Below are 25,789 nucleotides of genomic sequence, written 5' to 3'. Positions count from 1 at the left end.
CCTCGGTCTTGTCCACCGTTCGGGCTTTCGCGCATCGATATGGCCCAGACACAACAAAGCCGCCCGGAGGCGGCTTTGTGCCGACTATCGTCGATCCGTCAGTCGCAGCAGCAAGCCAAGGCAGGAACGATCCTGGTGGCGGCAACTGCAGAGATCGCCGGCGTCGTGATGGGGTAGTTCACAGGATCACCTCCTTTCGATGTTGATGGGAAGAGGAGCCTCGCACGGTCCGGGCCTGCCGCCTAGCGTTTCCTCGCGACGATATGGAAGATGTGCCAGTGCTTGGCATTGCCGCGCGGCGTGACGCCGTCGGCTTCCTCCTCGTCGAACATCTCCAGGTCGAATCCCTCGAGGAGCGCCAGGGCCTCGTCGCGCGAGAGGAACGTCATGCCGGGGCGATCGGACCAACTGTCGCGCGGGCCGTACCACTGGCCGGAGAAACGACCGCCGGCCGGCAGGGCTTCGCGGATGCGCTCCCACGCCCGATGGAAGGCCTGGGGTTCGCAGAGGGGCATGGCGAAGCTCGAATTGACGAGATGTACGCCGAGCGGGATGGGCACCTCCTCGAGGCGCGCCAGCACCGGCGTGACATCGCAACCATCGGGCAGCGGACGGGCCTGCAACTGCTTCAGGGCCTCGGGTTCGGCATCGACGGCAACGACACGCCAGCCGCGGCGCAGTTCCTCTATGACGTCGCGGCCATCGCCGCAGCCGAGATCGATGACGAGGGCGTCAGCAGGTGCGTCGCCGAACGCATCGAGCGCCGTAGTCAATGTCTTGCGGGGAGGGCGGTCGCGGAGCTGTTGGTAGTATGCGGCCCAGCCCTTGGAACGTTCGCTTTCCGTCATGCGCGTCCTCTCGGCCTCCCGCGCTTGTGATGTCGCCTATCGTGTGATCGTATCGGTTTCCATAAGCAATAAACAAACATATCAACGAACCGGGAGGATTCATGATGAGGTTGGGAAGCCTGGCTTTGGCCCTGGCACTGGCGTTCTCGCCGCTAGCGGCGCGCGCTGACCTGAACGCCCTGACCGAGGCAGCCAAGAAGGAAGGCGAACTGACCTGGTATGTCGCCCACTACACGTCGGAGGGCGCCGAGGACCTTGGCCGCGGATTCACCGAGATGTACGGCATCAAGGTCAACGTCGTGCGCACGACGGCGCAGGTCGCCTATCAGCGGCTGTTGCAGGACATCAAGAACAACCAGACGATCTGCGACGTCTTCTCGTCGACCGATCTCGGCCACTATGCCAGGCTCAAGGCTGAAGGCCGCTTCGACAAGTATGTCCCGGAGAATACGCCCAAGATTTCGGAGGCGTTCCGCAACTTCGATCCCGATGGCTACTTCCACACCACCGCGGCGGGGCTGGTCGTGCTCACGTACAACACCGCGAAGGTGAAGGCCGAGGACGCGCCGAAGAAGTGGGAAGACCTGCTCGACATCAAGTGGAAGGGCAAGGTGTCGACCGGACATCCGGGCTTCTCGGGCTATGTCGGTACCTGGGTCCTTTCGATGAAGAAGCTCTATGGCTGGCAGTACTTCGACAAGCTCGAGAAGAACAAGCCGCAGATCGGCCGCTCGATCAACGACACGGTGACGGCGCTCAACGCCGGCGAGCGGCAGGTCGCGGCGGGTGCCGACGGCTCGACGCTTTTCAGCGCGGCGCGCGGAAATCCGCTGGCGGTCTCCTATCCAAGCGACGGCTCGGTGCTGATCATCTCGCCGTCGGCGATCATGAAGGGCACCAAGCATCCGAATGCCGCCAAACTCTTCATGGAGTACCTCTATACGATCGAGGCCTCGAAGATTAACGCCAAGCATTTCGGCATACCGCTTCGGCCCGAAGTCCCGTCGCCTCCGGGCGCCAAGCCGATCAGCGAGATCAAGATCATCCGGCCGACCGTCGCGGAAGTCGACAAGGGCATTCCGGAGGTGATCGAGCAGTGGCGCGACACGTTCGGCAACTGATCGAACGCCCGGCATGTCGATAGCGGCTCCGGCATTCGATCCGGTTCCGGTGCGCCCCGTGCGCGCCAGCCGGTTCGATTCGTCCTGGCTCCTGTGGATCGCGATCATCGCGGTTCTCCTGTTCCTGGTGGTGAGTCCGTTCGTCTATCTCGTCATCACCAGTTTCCAGGCCGAGCGCACGGGCGACTTCACCCTGTCGAACTATGCGACCGCCTACGGCCGGGCGCGCTATGTCGATGCGCTGTTCAATTCGTTGAAGCTGGGAGCGGCGTCGGCCGCCCTGGCGGGCCTCTTCGCCGTACCGCTCGCCTGGGCCGTCGCGCGCACCAACATGCCGGGACGGGGCCTCACGCGGATGCTGGTGCTGGCGACCTTCATCACGCCGCCCTATACCGGCGCCGTTGCCTGGATCCTGCTGGCCGGGCCGAACGCCGGCTGGCTCAACCGCTTCTACATGATGGCGACGGGCGCGGAGGCAGGGCCGTTCAACATCTACAGCTTCACCGGCCTCGCGGTCGTCATCGCGCTTTATTCCTTTCCTTACATCTTCATCTTCACGACAGCGGCGCTGGAACTGGTTTCGTCGGAGATGGAGGACGCGGCCAACATCCTGGGCGCGGGCCCGTGGCGGACCATGCGCAAGGTCACCCTGCCGCTGGCCCTGCCGGCCATCCTGGGCGGCCTGATCATCTGCTTCCTGGAGGCGATCGCGCTGTTCGGGTCGCCTGCCATGATCGCCATTCCGGCGCGGTTCAACGTCGTGACGACGCAGCTCTTCCAGTTCTTCGGCAATCCCGTCCGGGTCGAAGTGGCGGCCGCCTATGCCATGCCATTGCTGGGCGTCACCATCCTCCTGGTCCTGGTCCAGCGGCTGATCGTGCGTCGCAAGGGCTTCGTGGCGCTGACCGGCAAGGGCGGCGAGCGCCGGCCGATCCTGCTCGGACGCTGGCGCTGGGTGATGTTCGGCTACGCCATGTTCGTCGCGGCGCTGGCGGTGTTCCTGCCCTACATCTTCCTGGTCCAGTCGGCTTTCGCGAAGGCCTGGGGCCGCGGCTTCCTACTGGACAACATCACGTTCGCGAACTTCCGCTTCATCCTGTTCGAGCATGCGACCGCAGCGCAGTCGGTGATCAACAGTTTCGTCTATGCCGGTATCAGCGCCACGGTCGCTGTGTTCCTGACGCTGGGGGTGGCCTACATCGTGGCGCGGCGGCTGATCCCGTTCGGCGGCGTGCTGGGTTTCCTGTGCGTCGCGCCCTTCGTGATCCCGGGCGTCGTGCTGGCGATCGGCTTCTACGCCGCGTATGCGCCGCCGCCGCTCGCGCTCTACGGCACGGCGCTGATCATGATCCTGGCCTTTACCACGCGCTTCCTGCCGGTGGGCTACGTCAACGCCAGTGCCGCGATCAACAGCCTCAACCCCGAGATGGAGGAGGCGGTCCGTGTGCTGGGCGGGAGCCGCATGACGGCGCTGCGGCGCGTCGTGGCGCCGCTGCTCAAGCGCAACCTGCTGGGCGCCTGGCTGCTGATTTTCATTCCGGCGACGCGCGAACTGTCGGCGGCGATCTTCCTCTACGGCCCCAACACCAAGGTCGCCTCGGTCATGATCTTCGACATGAGCGAGGAGGGCAACTTCGAGCGGCTTGCGGCGCTGGCACTGGTCCTGCAAGTGCTGACCCTGCCGCTGCTGTACCTGGGCCAGCGGGCACTGGGCCGCGACTTCATGCTGAGGCGTAACGCGACATGAGCAAGCTGGTTTTGAAGAACGTCGCCAAGCGCTACGGCGCCTTCGAGGCGGTGTCGGATTTCTCGCTGGAGCTCGCCAAGGGCGAGTTCGTGTCTCTGCTCGGTCCCTCGGGCTGCGGCAAGACCACGACCCTGCGCATGATCGCGGGCTTCATGCCGCCGAGTGCGGGCAGCATCGAGATGGACGGCAAGCAGATCTCATCGGCTTCGGGCGTCGTGCCGCCGGAGCATCGCCGCATGTCGATGATCTTCCAGAGCTACGCCATCTGGCCGAACATGACGGTGGGCGAGAATGTCGGCTTCGGCCTGCAGATCCGGAAGCTGTCGCGGGCCGAGATCGACCGGCGGGTCGACAAGATCCTGGACGTTGTCCAGATGCGCAACCTCAAGGGCCGCTATCCGGCCGAACTCTCGGGCGGCCAGCAGCAGCGGGTGGCGCTCGCCCGCGCCATCGTCGTCGAACCGGAAGTCCTGCTGCTCGACGAGCCGCTCTCGAATCTCGACGCCAACCTGCGCGAGGAGATGCGGTTCGAGATCCGCCGCCTGCACGACGAATTCAAGATCACGACGGTCTACGTCACCCACGACCAGTCCGAGGCCATGGTCACTTCCGACCGCATCGTGGTGATGAACAAGGGCAAGATCGAGCAGATCGACGCGCCGCATGTCCTTTACGGGCGCCCCAGGAGCCGCTTCGTGGCGGGCTTCATCGGGCGCACCAACTTCGTCGAGGGGATGGGTCAGGGCGGCGAAGTCCGCTTCGACGGGTTCTCGGCAGCCGCCTCGTCGCTCGAAGGCGCCAGCGGCGGCGGCAAGCTGCTCTATTCGCTGCGACCGCAGGCGATCGGCCTGTCGACCCAAAGAGGCAACGGTCCCGACCTGTCGGTCGAGGCCGAGATCGTCGATCGCTCCTATCTCGGTGAATACTGGGACTACCAGGTCCGTCCGCTGGGCGGTTCGAAGCCGCTGCGCGTGTCGACCGCGCCGACCGCCGTTTTCGAGGTCGGCAGCCGCGTCTGGCTGGAGATCGCGCCGTCCGCCATGGTACGGGTGGAGTAAGCTTCGCAACGTTAGAGTGACAGCATGACCGCAGGACCGTTAGCCCGTTTCAAAGTCCTCGACCTGACGCGCGTGCGCGCCGGTCCGACCGCCGTCCGCTACCTCGCCGACTGGGGCGCCGACTGCATCAAGGTCGAGATGCCGCCGTCCGCCGGCGAGATGGACATGGGCGGCCCGCGCCACGGGCCCGACTTCCAGAACCTGCATCGCAACAAGCGGTCGATCACGCTCAATCTCAAGGAGCCTGACGGCAAGGCCGTCTTCATGAAGCTGGTCGAGCAGGCCGATGTGGTCGTCGAGAACTACCGCGCCGACGTGAAGTTCCGCCTGGGGATCGACTATGAGAGCCTGAAGAAGGTGAACCCGAAGATCATCCTCGGATCGATCTCCGGCTTCGGTCAGGACGGGCCCTATGCCGAGCGCGCCGGCTTCGACCAGATCGCGCAGGGCATGGGCGGCCTGATGATGGTGACCGGCAATCCGGGCGAGGGCCCGATGCGCGCCGGAATCGCCGTCGCCGACGTGGGCGCGGGCCTGCACTGCGCCATCGGCATCCTGATCGCCCTGCTGGAGCGCGAGACGTCGGGCCAGGGCCAGTGGGTCTCGTCGTCGCTGCTGCAGGCCATGATCTCGATGTGCGATTTCCAGGCCGCACGCTGGACCATCGCGAAGGACGTGCCCGGCCAGGCCGGCAACAACCATCCGACCTCGATCCCGACCGGCGTCTTCAAGACCAAGGACGGCTACATCAACATCGCGGCGTCCGGCGGTCACATCTACAAGCGCTTCTGCGAGGCCATCAAGTCGCCGGAACTCTACACCGACGAGCGGTTCAGTACCGACAAGGGGCGCGCCAAGAATCGCGACGCGCTCAACGACGAGATCAACAAGCGAGTCGCTCAATACGGCAGCGCCGATCTGGTTGAGAAGCTGAACAAGGCGGGCGTGCCCGCCGGGCCGATCTACAAGATGGACGAGATGTTCGCCGATCCGCAGGTCAAGCACCTGAAGATGGCGCATCCCGTGCACTCGCCGAAGCTGGGCGACATCGAGCTGATCGGCCAGGCCATCAACATGAGCCGCACGCCGTTCGAGATGAAGACGGCCACCCCCGAGCAGGGCGAGCATACCGACGCCGTGCTGAAGGAGGCCGGGTTCGACGACGCGGCCATTGCCGACTTCCGCAAGCGGGGCGTGATCTGACGATGATCAGCCCGACGCCGAACATGATCGCGGAGAAGGTGGGACCGGTCGGCCGGCTCATCTTCAACAAGCCGCAGAAGCACAACGCCACGTCCACCGACATGTGGGAGGCGATCCCGGTCATCCTCGACGAGTTCGAGAGGGACCCGGAAATCCGCGTCGTGGTGGTGACAGGGGCGGGTGACAAGGCCTTCGTGTCGGGTGCCGACATCTCGGAGTTCGAGAAGGCGCGCAACACGCCCGAGCAGGTCGCCTACTACGACAAGATCGGCGAACTGGCCAACAAGCGGCTCAACAAGTGCTCCAAGCCGACGATCGCCCGCATCCGCGGCTACTGCATCGGCGGCGGGCTGGCGGTGTCGCTGCTCTGCGACATCCGCATCGCTTCGGAGAACAGCCGGTTCGGCGTGCCGGCGGCACGGTTGGGACTGGGCTATCGCGCCAGCGGCCTGAAGATCCTGACCGACCTCGTGGGCCCGTCCCATGCCAAGGAGATCTTCTTCACCGCCCGGCACTTCAACGCGCAGGAGGCATTCGGCATGGGGCTGGTCACGCGCGTCGTGCCCGACGCCGAACTCGATTCCTACGTCGACAACTACTGCCGGATGATCGGCGAGAACGCGCCGCTCACCATGCACGCCGCCAAGCGCACCATCGAGGAGCTGACGCGCCTCGATGGGGAGCCGGACTTCGCCCGTCTCAACGCGCTGGTGAAGCAGTGCTTCGATTCGGAAGACTACGTTGAAGGCCGCACGGCCTTCATGGAGAAGAGAAAGCCCGTATTTAAGGGACGCTGAGGGAGACGGCGATGACGGTTCTGACGCAGGAGCAACGCGACGCGTTCTGGCGCGATGGGTATCTCATGGTGGAGGACGCCGTCACGCCGGCCCAACTCGGGGCCCTGAAGGCGGAGATCGCGGGCTGGGTCGAGCAGAGCAGGGCGCACGCAACACCGTTCGGTCCGCCCACCGTCGACGGGCGCCCGCGCTTCGACATGGGCGCCGAACACAGCGCCGAGAAGCCGGCGTTGCGACGGATCAACAATCCCTCCGACATTTCCGACGCCTACCGCGAGGTCATGCTCGACGCGCCCATGGTCGACATGGTGGCCGACCTGATCGGGCCGGACGTTAAGTTCCACCACTGCAAGATCAACCTGAAGCTTTCGGGGGCGCGGACCGAGGTCAACTACCACCAGGACTTCGCCTACACGCCGCACACCAACGACGACATCGTGACGGCCCTGCTGTTTCTCGACGACGTCGACGAAAGCAATGGCTGCCTCACCGTCGTGCCCGGCTCGCACAAGGGGCCGGTCCTGTCGCTGTTCGAGGGCGATCGCTTCACCGGCGCCGTCACGGCCGACGAGGAGAAGAAGGCGCTCAGCCAATCGGTTCCGTGTCTCGGCAAGGCCGGCAGCGTCTGCCTGATGCACACCCGCCTGCTGCACGGCTCGGCCGCCAACGGCGCCGACAAGTCGCGCGGTCTCTACATCTGCGTCTACACGGCCGCCGATGCGGTGCCGATCGCCCGCAACCCGATGCCGAGCCTGAACGAGGGGCGCATCGTGCGCGGCAAGGAGGCGCGTTTCGCGCGTCTCAAGGAGGGGCTGGTCGAACTGCCGAAGCAGCCCAAGACGGCGTCTTTCTTCACCGTGCTCGGCCAGGATTCCAAGCAGGCGGCCGAGTGAGCGATCCGCTGCCGGCGATCACGGAGGCGCAGGCCTCCGGCGCGATCGCCGATCTCTTTGCCGACATCCGTGCCACCGTCGGCGTCCGGGTGGTCAACCTGGTCTGGCGCCATCTCGCGACCATGGAAGGGGCGCTGCCCTGGGCCTGGGCGGCCGTGAAGCCGCTCTATCTCGATGGTCTGCCCGATGCAGCGATGGCGACCTTTCGCCAGACCATGGACATTCCGCGGCTGACCTCGCTGGCCGGTGAGGAACCCGCCAGCGTCGATGCCGTGCTGGCGAGCTACGATCACTCCAACACGATCAACCTGTTTGCGCTCGGCGCCCTGCGGGCCTGGCTCAACGGCCAGGCGGCGGGCGAGGGTGCAATCGCGCCGGCTCCGCGCAAGCCCGCGCCCGACCTGCAGCTCCCCAAGCTCGCCTCCGAGGAAGACGTGGATCCCGCGACCTGGGCGCTGGTGCTGCGCCTCAACAGGTTCGGCGACGAGCCGCAGCCGCTGATCCTGGCCAGCATGTACCGCCACCTCGCGCATGCGCCGGCCTTCCTGCAGCGCGTGGAGGGAGCGTTGGCGCCGGTCGCCGCCGACGGCTCTTTGCGTCGAGCGATCCTCGATAACCGCCAGACGGCCGCTACCCTCGCCAGCACGCTGGCCCGGTCGATCTCCGCCGAGCGCCAAGCCCATGCCGACGCGATCGAGAAGGCCGTCGGTCTTTTCGTCGACCACGCCATCGGCAAGATGGTCACGATCTGCCGCGCGATCCGCGTGGCACGAGGCACGCCGCCCTCATAGGAGCGCGCCACTCCAGTGGCGCTCAAGAAGCATGAGCGCCACTGGAGTGGCGCGCTCCGTTGATCGAGAGGCTACTCGGCCGCTTTGCGCGCACCTTGGTTACGCGCGAGCCATTCGCCCATCGCCTGTTCCATCGTCATGAACACCGCGCCGCCTTCTATCAGGCGCTGGATCAGGCGTTCGAGCATCATCATACGATGCCCGCGGCCGATCACATGGGGGTGGAAGGTGTAGGTGAGGATGCCGAAGTCGGGCTGGACGCGCGTCATGTAGGTGAAGTCGTCGACGAAATTGTCGAGGACGTTCCCGGCGTTCATCAGGCCCTGCTGCACCGAGCCGTTGGGCAGGCGCATGTATTCGAAGTGGGGGAAGTCGTCGAGCGACCAGCTGATCGGCATTTCGAGGAGGGGTGTCTCGCGGCCGCGCGCGAACGGCTTCATCAGCTCGGCGACGTCGCCCTGGCGGGCGAAGTAGCAGTCGTAGTCGTGGCCCATCATGGAGCTGTCGTACCGGATGCCGTGCTTCAGCAGCAGCTCGATCGAGTGGGGCGACAGATCCCAGGCGGGCGATCGGTAGCCGCGGGCGGATCGCCCGCTGATGCGCCTGATCGATTCGTTGCCGCGGACGATCTCCTCCTCTTCCTCCTCGCGGGAGAGGGTGACAGGGAGGCGATGGGTCCAGCCGTGGTGGGCCAGTTCGTGACCCGCTTCGACATAAGGCAGCACCGCCTGCGGTGTGCTGTCGATCGTGTGGCCGGGCGTGAAGAAGGTGCCCTTGATGCCGTAGCGCTCCATCAGGGCGACCAGGCGCGGGATCACCACCACGTCGTACTCGCCGCGCGAGATCGCCGTCGGGGACGTCATGCCGCGGGCGATGAAGCCCGAGAGATGGTCGTGGTCGAAGGTGAGGCAGACGATGTGGCGCGGCATGGCGTGGGCTCCCGCAGAGGTTTCACGCAGCTTAGGGCGGTTTGTCGTGCACGCCCATCTTCCGATGCTATCCTGCGGCCTCATGCGCTTCGCCTTCCTGCTCGCGCCCCTGCTCGTCCTGTCCGCGCTGCCGGCGGAGGCGCAGACCTATCTTGCGCAGCAATGCGTGCTGTTCGGGGATGCGCAGTATCGCCGGCTGGACGGCAGCATCGAGAGGATCGCGGCGCTGGAGTTCCCGCCGCCGACGATTGAAAAGATCGACATGAAGGCGGGACCGCAGCCGGTCGCCTCGGTACTGACGTTGCGCGGGCGGCTCACCTATCGCAAGCGCGGCCCGCTCGAGACGCAGTTCGTGTGCCTGCTGGACGCGACCGACAAGCCGCTGTTCTTCTATGCGCTGCCGGTTCCCGCCACGCGCGGCGCGCCGACCCCGTTCGGCCGGGGGCCGGGCGCTGCACCGCCGCCGTCCGCCACCACCGCGCTGGCGCCGCAGCCCGTGCAGAGGCCACCCGAGCCGCCGCGCCAGCCGCTGCCGGCGACGGCGATCCGCCTGCGCGGCCTGGTCCGCGAGTTGGGCGGCAAGCTGCAGTTCTCCCCCTGCGACGGAGCGCCGATGGCGCTCGAGGACCGGACGCCGGGACAGGAACTGGGCAGGGCTCTGCGCGAGCTGACGGCAGGGCAGGAGGGCCGGCCGATGTTCGTCGAGCTGTACGGCGGCCGTGAGACCGGGCCGGGCGGCGGAATCGGTGCCCTCGAACTGCGCCGCGCGGCGGTCGAGACGGCCGGCTGCCGGGAACGCTTCGACCAGCGCGAATGGATCGCCTCGGGCAGCGAGCCGTCCTGGCGGCTGGAGGTCACCGGCCGGGACATGATGCTAAACGTGGCGGGCAGCCCGGCGCCGCAGCGCGGCGCCCATGGCGGCCTGTCCCGGTCGCCCGGTGCGGGCGTCAGTTACACGGCGACGGACGATGCAGGCTTCGTCGCCCTCTTCGAAGAGCGCCGCTGCGTCGATCCCCTGTCGGGCTCACTCTTCGCCTATACGGTCGAGGTGCGCAGCGAGGGCCGGTCATACGCCGGATGCGCCGCCCACAATCCCGCCATGCCAGCCCCTTAAGGTGAAGCCAATGGATGATGCCGAACGCCTGCGCGAGATGGTTCATGCGGCCCAGCGGATCGTGGCCTTCACCGGTGCGGGGATCTCGACCGAGTCGGGGATCCCGGACTTCCGCTCGCCCGGGGGAATCTGGACTCGCTACAAGCCGATCTACTTCGACGACTTCATGGCCTCCGAGGAAATGCGGCGGGAGTCCTGGCATCGCAAGTTCGCCACCGACGAGACCATGCTGAAGGCCGAACCCAATGCCGGCCATCGCGCGCTGGCCAAGCTTGTGGAGCTGGGCCGCATGAGCTCCATCATCACCCAGAACGTCGACGGGCTGCACCAGCGCTCGGGCGTGCCGGACTCGAAGGTCATCGAACTGCACGGCAACACGACCTACGCCACCTGTCTGGATTGCGGCCACCGTCACGAACTCGCCCCGATCCGCCGGGCCTTCCTGGAGAAGGGCACGCTGCCGATCTGCGAGAAGTGCGAAGGGATCGTGAAGACTGCGACGATCTCGTTCGGCCAGGCGATGCCGGAAGTGCCCATGCTGCGTGCCCAGGAAGAGACCCTGGCCTGCGATCTGTTCATCGTGCTGGGCAGTTCACTGGTGGTCTATCCGGCGGCGGGCTTCCCCCAAATGGCGAGGCGCAACGGCGCGAAGTTCGTGATCGTGAACCGCGAGCCGACGGACCAGGATGCCGACGCCGATCTGGTCATTCACAAGGAGATCGGGCCGACCTTGAGCCGCGCGATCGGCGTCAATTGAGGCGCAATCGTTGCGGCCCGGAGCGGGACACGATTTAATTGGTCAGGGTAGGGAGGCTCCGATGCGGATGAATCGCAGGACTGCGCTGCTGGGAGGGCTGGGTGCCGCCACCTTTGGCGCAATGCCTGCCTGGTCGCAGGACATCACTTTCTTCCGCATCGGCACCGGCGCAACCGCCGGCACCTACTTTCCGATCGGCGGCCTGATCGCCAACGCCATTTCGAACCCGCCGGGCTCGCGGGCCTGTGCCGACGGCGGCTCCTGCGGCGTGCCCGGCCTCGTCGCTACCTCGGTCGCCTCCAACGGCTCGGTCGCCAACGCCACTGCCATCGCGGCCGGCACGATGCAATCGGGCTTCGTGCAATCGGACGTGGCCTACTGGGCCTATACCGGCACAGGCATCTACGAGGGACGACCGAAGGCGGACGGGCTGAGGGCAATCGCGAGCCTCTATCCGGAGAGCTTCCAGCTGGTCGCCCGCAAGGGCTCCGGCATCAAGTCTGTGACGGACCTGAAGGGCAAGCGGCTCTCGCTCGACGAGCCGGGATCGGGGACCCTGGTCGATGCGCGGCTGATCCTGGCCGCCTACGGGCTCACCGAGAAGGACATGAAGGCGGAATACCTCAAGACGCAGCAGGCCGCCGACAAGCTCAAGGACGGCGCCCTTGACGCGTTCTTCAGTGTCAGCGGATGGCCGAACGGCGCGATCTCCGAACTGGCGGTCACGACCGGCATCGACCTGGTGCCGATTGCCGGGCCGGAGGCGGAAGGGCTGTTGCAGAAGTTCAGCTTCTTTGCCGCCGATTCAATTCCCGACGACGCCTACAAGAATACGGCCGGGGTGAAGACGGTGAGCGTGAACGCCCTCTGGGTCACGTCGATCAAGCAGTCCGAGGCGCTGATCTATGCCATCACGGCGGCGCTGTGGAACGCCAACACCCGCAAGCTGCTCGACTCGGGCCATGCCAAGGGCAAGGTCATCCGGCTGGAGACCTCGCAGCAGGGGCTTGGCATTCCGCTGCATCCCGGAGCGGAGAAGTTCTACAAGGAAAAGGGCATCATCAAGTAAGGCCCGTTCGGGGAGATGGAAATGCGCTTGAAGGGCAAGACCTGCGTCGTCACGGCCGCGGGACAGGGGATCGGTGCGGCCACGGCGCGCACGTTCGCGCGCGAGAGCGCGAGGGTCTGGGCAACCGACGTCGATGCCGGGAAGCTCGACGCGCTGAAGGGCATCGAAAGCATCGTCACGCGCAGGGTCGACGTGCTCGACAAGGCCGCCATCGGTCAGCTCGCGTCGGAGACTGGGGCGGTCGACGTCCTGTTCAACTGTGCGGGCTTCGTCCATCACGGCACTGTGCTGGATGCAACCGACGAGCAGTGGCAGTTCGCCTTCAACCTCAACGTCCGCAGCATGTTCTGGACGATCCAGGCCTTCCTGCCGGGAATGCTGGAAAAGGGCGGGGGCTCGATCGTGAATATGTCGTCGGCGGCCTCCTCGGTGAAGGGCGCCGCGCTGCGGTTCATCTACGGCACGACCAAGGCCGCAGTGGTCGGGCTCACCAAGTCGGTGGCCGTCGACTATGTGAGCAAGGGCATACGCTGCAATGCGATCTGCCCGGGTACGGTCCAGACGCCGTCGCTCGACGAGCGCATTTCGGCCCTGGGTGGTGGGGCGGATGCCAAGCAGTTCTTCCTGCAGCGCCAGCCGACCGGGCGCTTCGGTGCCGCCGAGGAGATCGCCGCCCTGGCGACATATCTCGCCAGCGACGAATCCGCCTTCACCACGGGCACGGTGAACGTGATCGACGGCGGCTGGAGCGTGTGACCGTGGACATCGCGGCCATCGCCGCACTGGCACCGGTAATTCCGGTGCTCACCCTCGAGAACCGGGACAGCGCCGTCCCGCTGGCGCGGGCGCTCGTCAGGGGAGGCCTGCCGGTCCTCGAGGTCACCTTGCGGACGGAGGCGGCGCTCGATGCCCTGCGAGCGATCGCCCGGGAGGTCCCGGAGGCGATCGTCGGCGCAGGCACCGTGCTCAATCCGGAGCAGCTGGAGCGGGCGCAGCGCGCCGGCGCGCGCTTCGCGGTGAGTCCCGGCTGCACCTGCGAACTCGCCCGGGCGGCGCGCGCGTCGGGGCTGCCCTTCCTGCCGGGCGTACAGACCGTCTCCGAGGCGATGACGCTCGCGGAGCAGGGATTTGGTCTCCTCAAGTTCTTTCCTGCCGACGCGGCCGGCGGTTTGACGTGGCTCAAGGCGGTCGGCGCGCCGCTCGCGGATCTTCGCTTCTGCCCGACCGGGGGCATCACGCCGGAGACGGCGCCGGCCTATCTGGCGCTGGCGAACGTGGCCTGCGTGGGTGGCTCGTGGGTCGCACCGCGTGGCGCCGTGGCAACAGGGGACTGGCAAAGTGTCGAACGGCTGGCTGCCACGGCCTCGACACTGAAACGCCGCTAGCGAAACGTCGGGAAAGGTGCTTCAAGACAGCACCAAGGAGTAGCGGCTACCAATGAATAGGCTGTCGTTCGCAGCGTTGGCGCTTTCGCTCGTGGTGGGCGGGACAGCGCGAGCCGATTCCGTAATCATTCTCAATTCCGAGGAAGCGTCCTACAGCATCCTGAGCCGCAGCACGCGGACCGAGGTCGCGCGCCTTCCGGTCGGCCGGGAACCGCATCATCTGATCCTCTCGCCGGACGGCAAGGAAGTGCTGATCGGCTCGACGGCAACCAACGAGCTGCTCAGCCTCGACGTCAAGACCGGGGAGCGCAAGCGGGTCATCAAGGACATCCTCGACCCCTACCATCTGGGCTTCAGCCCGGACGGCAAGTGGTTCGTGACGGCGGCCTACCGTCTCGACCATGTCGACATCTACCATGCGGACGGCTTCAAGCTTGCCGGCCGAATCTTCATCGACGGCCTGCCCAGCCACATCGCCTTCGACGCCGAGTCCAAGACGGTATTCGTGACGCTGCAGCAGAGCGGGCGCCTGGCCGCCTTCGATCTGGCGACGCAGGCGCTCAAGTGGAACGTGCCGGTTGGCAACGCGCCGGCCGGGGTCGTGATGCTTCCGGACAACAAGCGCCTGCTGGTGGCGCTCACCGGAGAGGACAACATCGTCGTCGTCGATCCGAAGGACGGCGCGGTAAAAAGCAGTCTTCAGACCGGCAAGGGGGCTCACAACTTCTTCCCGAAAGGCGACGGCCGGCACTATTTCCTCAGCAACCGCGTCGAGGGCACCGTCTCCCTGATCGACACCAAGGACGAGCCGAAAGTCGTGGGCAGTGTCCGGATCCCGGGTGGACCGGATTGCATGGACATCACGCCGGATGGACGGGAACTCTGGGTCACGCAGCGCTTCCTCCGCCGGGTTGCCATCGTCGACATCGACATCATGAAGCTCGTCGGCAGCATTCCAGTCGGCAAGTCCCCGCACGGGGTCTTCATGATGAAGTCGACAGCCAACGTCACAGCCGGCGCGCCGGTGCGAGCGGCGTCGACGGCAGGCGAAATCAAATAGGGGCGCGATGCGCGACCTGATCGACCTCTGGGTCGGCGCCCAGGCCTGGCTGTTCGAGACCCTCGTCAGCCCCATCCTCTTCAAGTACGGCCTGATGGCCTGGTACGAGCCGGGCTACAGCGCGGTCGAGTTCGTCATGCTGGGCGTGGTCCAGATCGCGGTGATCGCGATCGGAATGCGCTTCTTCGAGCGCCGCTGGCCGCTGGAGAAGGCGGGCGAGGACGATAAGCTCATCATGGTCGACCGCGTCTACACGATGCTCAACAAGCTCGGCGTGATCCCGCTCGCCATTTTCATCCTGACCTATCCGCTGGTGCAGGAGATCGAACTGACGGTGCGCACTTGGGGCTACATGCCGCCACGGCTGGAACGCCTCCTGCCCTGGATCGGCGACAACGCCCTGGTCTCCTTCCTCGTCTACTTCGTGCTCTACGATTTCGCCGCCTACTGGCTGCACCGGGGCCAGCATGCCTTCGGGTGGTGGTGGGCCTTGCACAGCCTGCATCACAGCCAGCGTCGCATGACCGTGTGGACGGACGACCGCAACCATGTGATCGACGACCTGATCATTACCCTGGCGCTGGTGCTGTTCTCGCAGTTCGTCGGCGTCCAGCCGGGCGAGTATGTGGTGATCCTCATGGTCGGGCGGCTGATCGAGAGCTGGTCGCACGCCAACGTCGACATGTCCTTCGGTTGGCTGGGCGAACGCCTGCTGGTGAGCCCGCGCTTCCACCGCCTGCATCACGCGCTGTCGACGCCGACGGAACGTCACATCCAGGACCATAACTTCGCGCCGGTCTTCCCGATCTGGGACATCCTGTTCGGCACGGCGATCTACGACGAAAAGATCCGCCCGACCGGCGTCGACGACGCCACGGTCGATGCCGACAATGGGCGCGGTTGGATCGCCCAGCAGGCGACGGTGTTCGGCCGCTTCGTGCGGGCGCTACTGCCGCGGTTCAGCCGGCGCGCTTCAGCGCAGTGAGGACGTCGGACCTGCGCGGCATCGGCGTCACCGCGCCGTAGCCCGTGGTCGACAGTGCCGCCGCAACATTGGCATAGCGCGCCGCGGTTTCGGGATCATCTCCTGCCAGCAGGCGGGTCAGGAAAGCACCGTCGAACGTATCGCCCGCACCGGTGGCGTCGACCGGCTCGACCTTGTGCGGCGCAATGTGGACCTGGCGCTCACGCGTGGCGATCAAGGAGCCTTCCGAGCCCATCTTGAGTGCCACCAGCGGCGCCCCCAGGCCGAGATAGTAGGCGGCGATGGCCTGGGGCTCCCCGAGGCCGGTGAGCTGCCGGGAATCGTCGAGGCTGGGGAGGGCGATGTCACAACGCGCGATGGTGGCGTCGATCACCTTCCGGGCAATGTCGAGGTCCCACAGGCGGAGCCGCAGGTTGGTGTCGTAGGACACCTTCACGCCGGCCTGCCTGGCGACGGCGATGGCGGCATCGCAGGTCGCGCGGGCGCTGTCGCTGATCGCCTGGCCGATGGCGGACAGGTGGAAGATCTTGGCGCCCGCGATGTAGTCGGCGGCGAGCCCTTCGGGCGTCATCAGCGAGGCGGCCGAATTCTTGCGCAGGTAGTCGAACTTGTGCCCGGATGCGCTGTGGGTGACGAAGCTGACGCCGGTGGGCGCGCTCGGATGGCGCGTGACCCGCGAAGCGTCCACGCCCTCGTTCTTCCAGAGGTCGAGGAAGGCATCGCCCATCCAGTCCTGCCCGACGCCGGTCAGGTACCCGGTCGAGGCACCCTGGCGCGCCGCCGCGATCGCCACGTTCTGGGAGTCTCCGCCGAAGCCTTGCAACCATGTTCGGCCGTCGCCTTCCTTCGGGCGGTTGAATTCGATCAGGGGTTCGCCGAGGCAGACGATGTCGGGGGAGGGTGCCATGGCCGAGATTTCTCACGCCACAGGCCGGACCTCAAGCGATGCGCTGGACTTCAGCGACGCCTTCTCCCAGGGTTGCGCCAACAAGCTGGAGGAACCGGATGGCCAAGAAGAAGAGCGGCAACGGCGGCAAGCGCCCGTTGCGCAGCCGCGAATGGTTCGATGCCAAGGGCGACCCGACGATGGCCGCGCTCTATCTCGAGCGCTACATGAACTTCGGCCTGACGCTCGCCGAGTTGCGCAGCGGCCGACCGATCATCGGCATCGCCCAGACCGGCAGCGACCTCTCGCCCTGCAACCGCCATCACCTCGACCTGGCGACGCGCGTGCGCGACGGCATCCGCGATGCCGGCGGCATCCCCATCGAGTTCCCGGTCCATCCGATCCAGGAGACCGGCAAGCGCCCGACGGCGGCGCTCGACCGCAACCTCGCCTATCTCAGCCTGGTCGAGTGCCTGTACGGCTATTTCTTCGATGGCGTCGTGCTGACGACCGGTTGCGACAAGACCACGCCCGCAATGATCATGGGCGCGGCCACCGTCGACATTCCCGCCATCGTGCTCTCGGGCGGGCCGATGCTCGACGGCCATTTCGCCGGCGGCCTCGCCGGCTCGGGCACCATCGTCTGGTACGCCCGCCAGGAGCTGGCGGCGGGCCGCATCGACATGGAGAAGTTCATCGAGATGGTCGCGTCGAGCGCGCCCAGCGTGGGTCACTGCAACACGATGGGCACGGCACTCTCCATGAATAGCATGGCCGAAGCGCTTGGCATGTCGCTGCCCGGCTGCGCGGCGATCCCCGGCCCATACAAGGAGCGGGGCCAGATGGCCTACGAGACCGGCAAGCGCATCGTCGACATGGTGTGGGAGGACCTGAAGCCGTCCGACATCCTGACCCGCAAGGCCTTCGAGAATGCCATCGTGGCGGCGAGCGCGCTCGGCGCCTCTACGAACTGCCCGCCGCACGTCAATGCCATCGCGCGGCATATCGGGGTGAAGCTCGAAAACAAGGATTGGGACAAGATCGGCTACGACATTCCGCTGCTGGTGAACTGCATGCCCGCCGGCAAGTATCTCGGCGAGGCGTTCCATCGTGCCGGCGGCGTGCCGACCGTAATGAAGGAGCTGCTGGACCGCAAAAAGATCCATGGTGACGCGCTGACCGTGTCCGGCCGGACCGTAGCCCAGAACCTGCGCCACGCAATCAAGGCCGATGGCGAGGTCATCAAGACCTACGACAGGCCGATGCTCAACCAGGCCGGTTTCGCCGTACTCGGCGGCAATCTCTTCGACTCGGCGATCATGAAGACTTCGGTGATCTCGCCGGAGTTCCGCGAGAAGTATCTCGAGCGCGAAGGCGATCGGGACGCCTTCGAGGGCACCGCCATCGTGTTCGAGGGTCCGGAGGACTATCACCACCGCATCAACGACCCGAAGCTGCCGATCGACGAGAACAGCATCCTCGTGATTCGCAATGCCGGCCCCGTAGGTTATCCCGGTGCGGCGGAAGTGGTGAACATGCTGCCACCGGACCGGCTGGTGAAGGGCGGGATCCTGCTGCTGCCCTGCATCGGCGACGGCCGACAGAGCGGCACGTCCGCCAGTCCCTCGATCCTGAATGCCTCGCCGGAAGCGGCGGTCGGAGGTGGGCTCGCGCTGCTGGAGACCGGAGACCGGGTCCGCATCGACATCGGCAAGCGCACCGCCAACATCATGATCACCGCCCGGGAGTTGGCAAAGCGCAAGAAGGCGTGGAAGCCCAACGTCGTGCCCAGCCAGACTCCGTGGCAGGAACTGCAGCGCAAGTTCGTCGGCCAACTCGCCAGCGGCGCCTGCCTCGACTTTGCGGTCGACTACCAGAAGATTGCGAAGACCAAGGGAGTCCCCCGGCACTCGCACTGAGTGCTCGCAGGGAAGGGCCTCAGCGGAAGAGGCGCTGCTCGACCGAAACCGGGAGATCGGCCCGGTTGATCAGAATGATCGCCCAGGGGGAGGTCGGCTGACCGACCGGACGGGTGGCCGGGGGCGGTGGCGCCGACAGCGCGGCCGATCCGCCGGGGGTGGCAAAGCCCGCGGCACCTGGCGGCAGCGCCGAGGGAGGGCTCGAAGCGGCCGGTCCGTTCGTCAGCGGCCCGACGGCCACGGGCCGGGGGGCCGCGCGCTGCGCCGTCATCATCTCGGCCGGCATGCGTTCCTCGAAGACCACCACGATGCGATCGCGCCGCCGGGCCGTCGAGAGGATGTTCACCGCATAGCCTTCGCCGCCGCGACGGCCGAGGAAGATGCCGACCGCGTTCATGCGGCCCGCCTCGAACATGTCGGGCGCGGGGGAGCCGACGCGGCTCCACAGGCTGCGCCATTCGGCGATGGTGGTAGCGACGACGTGCTCGGGCTGCCGCGTCACCGCGGTGGTGCCCTGCCAGTGGCGGGCGTCGATGCTCTGGGCGAATACCGAGGGGACGACCAGCATGCCGGCTACGGCGCTGCCCATGAACAACATCTGCCGACGGGGCAAATGCGGGGCGAAGAGGGTGGCCGGCTTGTTACTGGACTGCACGATTGGATCTCTCGGGGACCCGGAAATTGCTCGTTTTTGGGAGCCTGAAAACACCATGACACTTTGGCTCAATTGAGGCCGGAGCCTCCGCCGACACCGCCACTCTAGCACTTCGGCGGGGGTCTCCTTCTCAATCGCTCCGACCTGTGGCGCCAAAGCCACAGGTCGGCAGGGGGCACGAATCAACCCAGGTCAGCTGCGCTTGGCCTTGTCGGCGGCGTTGGTCGACTGGATCTGCTCCCGGATGCGAATCCAGTCCTGCTCGCTGTACGACATCATGTTGGAGAAGGTGCCGTTGCCCATGATCCCCATGGCGCCGTCGATCGCGATCACCTCGCCGTTGATGTATTCGACCTCCTCGCTCATCAGGAAGGCCGCCATGTTGGCGAGTTCGCTGGGACGCCCGACGCGGCCCATCGGATTGCGCGTGTTGTACCGGGTGTCGTTCCCCTCCTGCAGAGGGTTGAGGCGAGCCCAGGCCCCCTCGGTCGGGAAAGGACCCGGGGCGATCGCGTTGAGACGGATGCCATGGCGCGCCCACTCGACGGCCAGGCTCTGGGTCATCACTGCGACGCCGGCCTTCGACATGGCCGACGGCACGACGAACGGACTGCCGGTCCAGACCCAGGTCGTGAGGATGCTGAGGACGCTCGCCTTGCGCTGCTCGGCAATCCATCGCTTGCCGCAGGCGTTCGTCATGTAGAACGTGCCGTGCAGGACGATGTTTGCGATTGCGTCGAAGGCGCGGGGACTGAGGTCCTTGGTCTGGGAGATGAAGTTGCCGGCGGCGTTGTTCACAAGACCGTCGAGCGGGCCGGTGGCCCAGATCTGATCGATCATCTCCTCGACCGCTGTCGCCACCCGGATGTCGACGGAGTGGAAATCCACGCGGCGGCCGGGGTTCTTCTCCATCACCTGCTTGGCCGTCTCCTCGAGCACGCTTCCGCGGCGGCCGCATATCACACAGTCTGCACCCAGTTCGACGAACTTCTCCAGCATCATGCGACCGAGGCCGGTGCCGCCGCCGGTGATCAGAAATCGCTTTCCCTTGAACAGGTCGTTCTTGAACATGATTCGGCTCCTCCCGAGACGCTTGAGGTGATTCGTCTAGCGTGAGGCCGCGATCCCACACAAGGACTGTTGCTTCCTTCACAAAGCATGTTTACGATTTCTGCATAACAACACGGGATCGTTGAATGACGACCCATCTGGGAGAGACGAGCGGGGACGTCGGTACGGTTGAGCTGCGTGGTAAGGTCAAGTGGTTCAACGCCGTCAAAGGGTATGGGTTCTTGGCCCTCGACAGCGACAACAGCGACGCGTTCCTGCATGTAACGACACTACGCCAGTCCGGGCATGAGGATCTCAAGCCCGGTGCAACCGTGGTGTGCGCCGGTGTCCGCGGCCCGAAAGGCTGGCAGGTCATGAGGGTGATCGAGGTCGATTTGTCGACGGCCGTCGCCACGCCTCAGAAGCCGCCGCCGATTCCGGACGGCATTGCGATGGGCGACTACATCACCGCTCTCGTGAAGTGGTACAACAACGAGCGCGGCTACGGGTTCGTCACGCGCGAGGCGCTCGATGGCGACATCTTCGTGCATGCCGCAGTGCTTCGGCGGCATGGCATGGAATCGCTGGCACCGGGTCAGAAGGTGATGATCCGCGTCGCTGAAGGCCAGAAGGGCCTCCAGGTCGTCGAGATCCGCGGCGCCTGACGAAGGCTCCTACCTGATTTCTCGAAGGTAGCTGTCGAGCGGCGGCGCCTGCTTGATCAGCCCGCGCTTCACGAGAAACTCGGCGAAGGTTGAGTAACGCGCGCGGTCGAGCGCGGCGGGGTCGGCCGACAGCAACGGCACCGTGTCCTTCCAGGCCATTCTGTTGAGATCATTGTCGAGGTCCTTGCCGTACTTGGAGAAACTGGCCCAGGCTTCCGCGGGGTTGGCGGTGAGCCAGGCGGTCGCCTCGGCGAGCGCCGCGAGAAGCTTCTTCGTGCGGGCAGGGTCGACCGTCTCGCGCTTGGCCAGGATCACCAGCTCGTCATAGGCCGGCACGCCGTGCTTCTCGACCAGCCAGATCCGCCCTTTCGCCTTGTTCAATTCGAGGTCGTTCAGTTCGAAATTCCTGAAGGCGCCGATCACGCCGTCGACCTGCTTGCTCATGAGTGCGGTGGTGAGGGCGAAGTTGACGTTCACCAGGGTCACGTCCTTCAGTGTGAGGCCCGCGCTTTCCAGCATCGCGCCAAGCACGGCTTCCTCGAAGCCCGACACCGAGAAGCCGATCTTGCGGCCCTTGAAGTCCGCGATGGTCTTCACGGCCGAGTCCTCGAGCGCAACCAGCGAATTGAGCGGCTGCGCCACCAGCACGCCCACCCGCACCAGCGGCAGACCTTCGGCCGCCAGCATCTGCAGCGTTGGCTGGTAGGAGAGCGCGTAGTCGGCCTGGCCGGCGGCCACCAGCTTGGGCGGCGCGTTGGGATCGGCCGGTGCGATCAGTTCGACATCGAGGCCCTGCTTGTCGAAGAGGCCGCGCTGCTTGGCGATCACGAGCGCGGCATGATCGGGGTTCACGAACCAGTCGAGCAGGATCCGCACCTTCTCCTGCGCGTTGGCCGGCAGGGCCAGGCAACACAGTGCCAGTACGGCAATCAGTCGGGTCACGAAGGGCATGTTCAGTCTCCTTGGATGGGTTGCCACGGCACGAGCCGTCGCGCGAGCCGGTCGGTCGCGACGTAGAGTGCGAGACCGAGCAGGCAGAGGACGAAGAGGGCGGCGAAGGCGAGCGGCGTCTGACCGCGCGCCAGCGACTGCGTCATCAGGAAGCCCAGCCCGGCGCTGGCGCCGACCCATTCGCCGATCACGGCACCGATCGGGGCAACCGCGGCGGCGATGCGGGCGCCCGAGGCGAAGGCGGGCAGGGCGGCCGGTAGCCTGATCTGCAGCAGGACCGCGCGGGGCGACGCATCCATGGTGCGCGCCAGTTCGAGCCAGCCTGGATCGGTGCGGCGCAGACCGTCGTACAGGCTGCTGACCACCGGGAAGAAGATCACGAGCGCGGCCATCGCGACCTTGGACGCCATTCCGTAGCCGAGCCACAGCACGAGCAGCGGGGCGACGGCGATCACGGGAATGGCCTGCGAGACGATGACCAGGGGAAGCGCCCATCGCCGCCAGCCTGCCGACGCCGCGAACAGCACCGCGAGGGCTGCCCCCAGCAACAGGCCGAGCGCCAGGCCGAGCATCATCTCGGCGCCCGTCCAGGCGGCCTGTTCGAGCAGCAATGCCCGGCGCTCCATCAGCACGACGGCGACACGCGAGGGCGGCGGCAGGATGTAGGGCGGTAGCCTGGCGAGCCACACCAGCAACTCCCAGCCGGCCAGCAGCCCCAGCGCGGTGACAAGAGGCCTCACCCCCCGGTCCTCAGTTCGCCGATCAGCCGGGCCTGCAGGGCGAGCAGTTCGGGATCCGCCGGATCGCGCGGCACGGCGCCCGAAGGGGCAATGACCGGACCAGGCACGAAGGGCGTTCCGGAGAGAATGCGAATCTCGTGACCCAGGCGCAGCGCCTCCAGCGGATCGTGCGTCACCATCACGACGGTGCGGCCCCTCAGGAGCCTGGCGGCGAGATCCTGCAGATCGAACCGCGTCACGGCATCGAGATGACCGAACGGTTCGTCCATCAGGACGATCTGCCTGTCCTCGCAGAGGGTCCGGGCAAGCGCCGCGCGCTGGCGCATGCCGCCGGACAGCGTCTGCGGCAGGGCGTCCAGATGGTGGCCGAGGCCGACTTCCGCGAGCAGCGCCCGCGCGCGCGGTCCGGCAGCATGGCGGGCCGCCGCGTCGCCCCGCAGTCGATGGCCGAGCCGGACATTGTCGAGCACCGACAGCCAAGGCAACAGCAGGTCGCGTTGGGCCATGTAGGCAACCGGCCCGGCGGGCGCGGTGCCGGGCAGGAGCCCCGCGAGATGGCGCAGAAGGGAGGTCTTGCCGACGCCGCTGCGCCCCAGCAGGCAGGTCGTGCGCCCGCCGGGAAACTCGAGCGACAGGTTCTCTGCCACGACATGGCCGTCGAGGACGATGTGCGCCGACCGCACGGAGAGGGCAGGAGAAGACACCACGAGCCACCAGTCCCTACGCCGGCATTAACCGGATCAGGTTCGGGGTCGTCCTTCCGGACCTCTCAGCCGCGCGGCGCGGCTCCCCCCGATGAGCGGACGCCACTATGGTTAGACGCTTTCGTTCACGCAAGCGTCATCGGTTTGACGAAATCGCCATCCACGCTCTATGCCATGAGCATGGTTCAGGCAGTCAAACGCGCGCCGCTCCGCCGGCGTCTCTTTCTCGCCGCGCCGCTCGCGCTGGCGGCGGGCCTCGCGCAGGCGCAGCAGGGCGGCAACGACTTCCACTTCAAGAGGTCGTCGCTCGTCGTGGTGTCCGGCGGCCGGGACATCAAGTTCGAGGTCGAACTGGCGCTGGACGACACGCAGCGGGCACGGGGGCTCATGTTCCGCGAGAAGCTCGGCCCGTACGAGGGCATGCTGTTCGATTTCTACAAGGAAGCGCCCGTCAGCTTCTGGATGAAGAACACGCTGATCCCGCTCGACATGATCTTCATCGCCGCCGACGGCACGATCAGGTCGATCCACGCCAATGCCGTTCCGCATTCGACAGAGAGCATTCCCAGTCAGTTCCCGGTGCGCGCCGTGCTGGAGATAAACGGGGGCAGCGCCAAGCTTCTCGGAATCAAGCCGGGCGACAAGGTGCTCCACCCGATCTTCGGAAACGCATGAGCGCCGGCTGCAGCACGGCATCGCGTTCCCTGAGAACCCACTCGATGTTCTCCGTTGTTGGCTGGACCCGCCGGCCTCGCTAGGGTCGGACCGCTGAAACGCAGTTGTGGGAGCGGGAATGTCGGATATCGAGATCGCACGGCGGGCCGTCAAGAAGCCCATGAAGGAAGTTGCCGGCCGACTCGGCATTCCGGAGGAGGCACTGGAGCCCTACGGTCGCGACAAGGCAAAACTCGACGGCGACTATGTGAAGTCGCTCGGCACCCGGCCGTCCGGGCATCTGATTCTCGTGACGGCGATCAACCCCACCAAGGCGGGCGAGGGCAAGACGACGACGACGATCGGGCTCGGCGATGCGTTGGCACGGTTGGGCAAGAAGACCGCCATCGCCTTACGCGAGCCCAGCCTCGGACCGTGCTTCGGCCAGAAGGGCGGAGCCACCGGCGGAGGCCAGGCGCAGATCGTGCCGATGGCCGAGATCAACCTTCACTTCACCGGCGATTTCCACGCCATCACGACGGCGCACAATCTGCTCGCCGCGATGCTCGACAATCACATCTATTGGGGCAACGCGCTTGGCATCGACGCCCGACGGGTGTTCTGGCCGCGGGTGCTCGACATGAACGACCGTGCCCTGCGCGATACGGTGGTGAGCCTGGGTGGCGTGGCCAACGGGTTCCCCCGACAGGCGCGCTTCGACATCACGACGGCCTCGGAAGTCATGGCAATTCTCTGCCTGGCCAACGATCTGGAGGATCTTGAGCAGCGACTGGCGCGAATCGTCGTGGCCGAAACCCGGGATGGCAAGCCGGTCACCGCCGGCGATCTCAAGGCGGCAGGTGCCATGGCCGCCGTGCTCAAGGACGCCGCCAAGCCCAATCTCGTACAGACGCTGGAGAACAATCCTGTCCTGATCCATGGCGGTCCGTTCGCCAACATCGCGCACGGCTGCAACTCGGTGATCGCCACGCGCGCAGCGCTCGCGCTCGGCGACTACGTCGTCACGGAGGCGGGGTTTGGCGCCGATCTCGGCGCAGAGAAGTTCCTCGACATCAAGTGCCGGCAGGCCGGCCTCAAGCCGGAACTCGCCGTAGTCGTCGCCACCGTGCGCGCGCTGAAGCTGCATGGCGGCGCCGACGAGAAGGCGCTGGCGGCCGAAGATGTCGGCGCGGTCGAGCGCGGCCTGCCCAACCTGCTGCGCCATGTCGAAAATCTCGGCAAGTTCGGTCTGCCCGTTCTCGTGGCCATCAACCGATTCCTGACCGATACGCCGGCCGAGCTGGAGCTGATCGAGGCGAAGTGCGCGGCGGCGGGCGCCAAGGCGTATCTGTGCGAGCACTGGGCCAAAGGCGGAGCCGGCGCGGAAGCGCTGGCGCGCGCGGCCGTGGCGACGATCGAGGAGGGGAAGGCGGCCTTCAAGCCGCTCTATCCCGACGACCTGCCGCTCGCCGGCAAGATCGAAACCATCGCGCGCGAGATCTATCGCGCGTCGGGCGTGTCGATCGCCGGACCGGCCCAGCGACGCCTCAAGGCACTCGAAGCCGCGGGCTACGGCAAGCTGCCGGTCTGTATCGCCAAGACGCAGTACAGTTTCGCCGCCGACCCCGAACTGCGCGGTGCGCCCACCGGGCACACGCTGCCGATCCGCGAGGTTCGCCTGTCTGCCGGCGCCGGCTTCGTGGTCGCGATGGCGGGCGAGATCATGAGCATGCCCGGCCTGCCGCGCGTGCCGGCGGCGGAGCAGATCCGCCTCACGGCGGACGGCCAGGTCGATGGGATCTTCTAGG

26 protein-coding genes and 1 riboswitch are annotated in these 25,789 nt (G+C 66.4%); of the genes, 18 read left to right on the top strand and 8 right to left on the bottom strand.

The features are described from left to right. Positions 1-242: 242 nt before the first annotated feature. Positions 243-848: a class I SAM-dependent methyltransferase gene (locus LJ725_RS01880; protein WP_230548920.1), complete on the bottom strand. Its 606-nt coding sequence runs from the start codon at positions 846-848 to the stop codon at positions 243-245. Positions 849-952: 104 nt separating this feature from the next. On the opposite strand from LJ725_RS01880, the gene LJ725_RS01875 reads away from it, so the two are divergent. From LJ725_RS01875 to LJ725_RS01845, 7 genes are read left to right on the top strand one after another with little or no spacing between them, the layout of a single operon-like run. Beyond that, positions 953-1,969, top strand: a complete 1,017-nt coding sequence (locus LJ725_RS01875) for an ABC transporter substrate-binding protein (RefSeq protein WP_230548919.1) — start codon at positions 953-955, stop codon at positions 1,967-1,969. 13 nt (positions 1,970-1,982) lie between these two features. Further along, complete coding sequence (locus LJ725_RS01870; protein WP_230548918.1) at positions 1,983-3,716, top strand: ABC transporter permease; 1,734 nt, start codon at positions 1,983-1,985, stop codon at positions 3,714-3,716. Next, complete coding sequence (locus tag LJ725_RS01865) at positions 3,713-4,774, top strand: ABC transporter ATP-binding protein (protein WP_230548917.1); 1,062 nt, start codon at positions 3,713-3,715, stop codon at positions 4,772-4,774. The genes LJ725_RS01870 and LJ725_RS01865 overlap by 4 nt, the downstream gene beginning before the upstream one ends. A gap of 24 nt (positions 4,775-4,798) precedes the next feature. Beyond that, positions 4,799-5,977 carry a CaiB/BaiF CoA transferase family protein gene (locus LJ725_RS01860; RefSeq protein ID WP_230548916.1) on the top strand — a complete coding sequence of 393 codons (1,179 nt, stop codon included), beginning with the start codon at positions 4,799-4,801 and terminating at the stop codon, positions 5,975-5,977. A 2-nt stretch (positions 5,978-5,979) separates the two neighbouring features. Continuing rightward, on the top strand, positions 5,980-6,774 hold the full coding sequence (locus LJ725_RS01855) for an enoyl-CoA hydratase (RefSeq protein ID WP_230548915.1): 795 nt from the start codon (positions 5,980-5,982) through the stop codon (positions 6,772-6,774). A gap of 11 nt (positions 6,775-6,785) precedes the next feature. Then, positions 6,786-7,667 (top strand): phytanoyl-CoA dioxygenase family protein, encoded by an 882-nt coding sequence (locus LJ725_RS01850; protein ID WP_230548914.1) that lies wholly within the window; start codon positions 6,786-6,788, stop codon positions 7,665-7,667. Further along, the gene (locus LJ725_RS01845) at positions 7,664-8,458 is read left to right on the top strand and encodes a hypothetical protein (RefSeq protein WP_230548913.1); all 795 of its coding nucleotides are present in this window, start codon (positions 7,664-7,666) and stop codon (positions 8,456-8,458) included. Before LJ725_RS01850 ends, LJ725_RS01845 begins: the two co-directional genes overlap by 4 nt. Positions 8,459-8,529: 71 nt before the next feature. On the opposite strand, the gene LJ725_RS01840 is transcribed toward LJ725_RS01845, so the two are convergent. Next, on the bottom strand, positions 8,530-9,387 hold the full coding sequence (locus tag LJ725_RS01840; RefSeq protein WP_230548912.1) for a polysaccharide deacetylase family protein: 858 nt from the start codon (positions 9,385-9,387) through the stop codon (positions 8,530-8,532). A 46-nt stretch (positions 9,388-9,433) separates the two neighbouring features. Here LJ725_RS01840 and LJ725_RS01835 point away from each other — a divergent pair, with 46 nt between their 5' ends. From LJ725_RS01835 to LJ725_RS01805, 7 genes are all read left to right on the top strand, one after another. Next, complete coding sequence (locus LJ725_RS01835; protein ID WP_230548911.1) at positions 9,434-10,501, top strand: hypothetical protein; 1,068 nt, start codon at positions 9,434-9,436, stop codon at positions 10,499-10,501. A 10-nt stretch (positions 10,502-10,511) separates the two neighbouring features. Then, entirely contained in the window at positions 10,512-11,258 is a 747-nt protein-coding gene (locus LJ725_RS01830; RefSeq protein ID WP_230548910.1) for an SIR2 family NAD-dependent protein deacylase, read from the top strand. 67 nt (positions 11,259-11,325) lie between these two features. Beyond that, a complete protein-coding gene (locus tag LJ725_RS01825; RefSeq protein ID WP_230548909.1) occupies positions 11,326-12,327 on the top strand; it encodes a TAXI family TRAP transporter solute-binding subunit in 1,002 nt (333 codons plus the stop codon). A 15-nt stretch (positions 12,328-12,342) separates the two neighbouring features. Further along, positions 12,343-13,083 (top strand): SDR family oxidoreductase, encoded by a 741-nt coding sequence (locus LJ725_RS01820; protein WP_230548908.1) that lies wholly within the window; start codon positions 12,343-12,345, stop codon positions 13,081-13,083. A 2-nt stretch (positions 13,084-13,085) separates the two neighbouring features. After that, positions 13,086-13,712, top strand: coding sequence for a bifunctional 4-hydroxy-2-oxoglutarate aldolase/2-dehydro-3-deoxy-phosphogluconate aldolase (eda, locus tag LJ725_RS01815; RefSeq protein ID WP_329958333.1), 627 nt, complete (start codon positions 13,086-13,088; stop codon positions 13,710-13,712). 52 nt (positions 13,713-13,764) lie between these two features. Further along, positions 13,765-14,772 carry a YncE family protein gene (locus LJ725_RS01810; protein WP_230548906.1) on the top strand — a complete coding sequence of 336 codons (1,008 nt, stop codon included), beginning with the start codon at positions 13,765-13,767 and terminating at the stop codon, positions 14,770-14,772. Between the two features lie 7 nt (positions 14,773-14,779). Further along, entirely contained in the window at positions 14,780-15,757 is a 978-nt protein-coding gene (locus LJ725_RS01805) for a sterol desaturase family protein (RefSeq protein WP_230548905.1), read from the top strand. On the opposite strand, the gene LJ725_RS01800 is transcribed toward LJ725_RS01805, so the two are convergent. After that, on the bottom strand, positions 15,732-16,664 hold the full coding sequence (locus LJ725_RS01800) for a sugar kinase (RefSeq protein ID WP_230548904.1): 933 nt from the start codon (positions 16,662-16,664) through the stop codon (positions 15,732-15,734). The genes LJ725_RS01805 and LJ725_RS01800 overlap by 26 nt on opposite strands. 98 nt (positions 16,665-16,762) lie before the next feature. Between LJ725_RS01800 and LJ725_RS01795 the strand changes: the two genes are divergently transcribed. Next, the gene (locus tag LJ725_RS01795) at positions 16,763-18,562 is read left to right on the top strand and encodes an IlvD/Edd family dehydratase (protein WP_230548903.1); all 1,800 of its coding nucleotides are present in this window, start codon (positions 16,763-16,765) and stop codon (positions 18,560-18,562) included. 19 nt (positions 18,563-18,581) lie between these two features. Here LJ725_RS01795 and LJ725_RS01790 read toward each other — a convergent pair whose 3' ends face one another. Together LJ725_RS01790 and LJ725_RS01785 are read right to left on the bottom strand one after the other, a co-directional pair. Next, positions 18,582-19,151 carry a hypothetical protein gene (locus LJ725_RS01790; protein WP_230548902.1) on the bottom strand — a complete coding sequence of 190 codons (570 nt, stop codon included), beginning with the start codon at positions 19,149-19,151 and terminating at the stop codon, positions 18,582-18,584. A gap of 258 nt (positions 19,152-19,409) precedes the next feature. Further along, positions 19,410-20,288, bottom strand: a complete 879-nt coding sequence (locus tag LJ725_RS01785; RefSeq protein ID WP_230548901.1) for an SDR family oxidoreductase — start codon at positions 20,286-20,288, stop codon at positions 19,410-19,412. A gap of 125 nt (positions 20,289-20,413) precedes the next feature. Between LJ725_RS01785 and LJ725_RS01780 the strand changes: the two genes are divergently transcribed. Further along, the gene (locus tag LJ725_RS01780; RefSeq protein ID WP_230548900.1) at positions 20,414-20,932 is read left to right on the top strand and encodes a cold-shock protein; all 519 of its coding nucleotides are present in this window, start codon (positions 20,414-20,416) and stop codon (positions 20,930-20,932) included. 9 nt (positions 20,933-20,941) lie between these two features. On the opposite strand, the gene LJ725_RS01775 is transcribed toward LJ725_RS01780, so the two are convergent. From LJ725_RS01775 to LJ725_RS01765, 3 genes are all read right to left on the bottom strand, one after another. Beyond that, positions 20,942-21,883, bottom strand: coding sequence for an ABC transporter substrate-binding protein (locus tag LJ725_RS01775; protein WP_230548899.1), 942 nt, complete (start codon positions 21,881-21,883; stop codon positions 20,942-20,944). A 2-nt stretch (positions 21,884-21,885) separates the two neighbouring features. After that, on the bottom strand, positions 21,886-22,623 hold the full coding sequence (locus LJ725_RS01770; RefSeq protein ID WP_230548898.1) for an ABC transporter permease: 738 nt from the start codon (positions 22,621-22,623) through the stop codon (positions 21,886-21,888). Then, complete coding sequence (locus LJ725_RS01765) at positions 22,620-23,327, bottom strand: ABC transporter ATP-binding protein (RefSeq protein ID WP_230548897.1); 708 nt, start codon at positions 23,325-23,327, stop codon at positions 22,620-22,622. Before LJ725_RS01765 ends, LJ725_RS01770 begins: the two co-directional genes overlap by 4 nt. Next, positions 23,323-23,426: riboswitch (TPP riboswitch) on the bottom strand. (Overlaps the previous gene by 5 nt.) Before the next feature lie 81 nt (positions 23,427-23,507). Between LJ725_RS01765 and LJ725_RS01760 the strand changes: the two genes are divergently transcribed. Continuing rightward, the gene (locus LJ725_RS01760) at positions 23,508-24,002 is read left to right on the top strand and encodes a DUF192 domain-containing protein (protein ID WP_230548896.1); all 495 of its coding nucleotides are present in this window, start codon (positions 23,508-23,510) and stop codon (positions 24,000-24,002) included. Positions 24,003-24,120: 118 nt separating this feature from the next. Then, a complete protein-coding gene (locus tag LJ725_RS01755; protein WP_230548895.1) occupies positions 24,121-25,788 on the top strand; it encodes a formate--tetrahydrofolate ligase in 1,668 nt (555 codons plus the stop codon). Position 25,789 lies beyond the last annotated feature (1 nt).

The sequence above is a fragment of the Reyranella aquatilis genome (genome assembly GCF_020880995.1).
GTDB lineage: Bacteria > Pseudomonadota > Alphaproteobacteria > Reyranellales > Reyranellaceae > Reyranella > Reyranella aquatilis.
The sequence above is the reverse complement of the archived record's forward strand: the minus strand, read 5'-3'. Positions and strand labels throughout refer to the sequence as shown.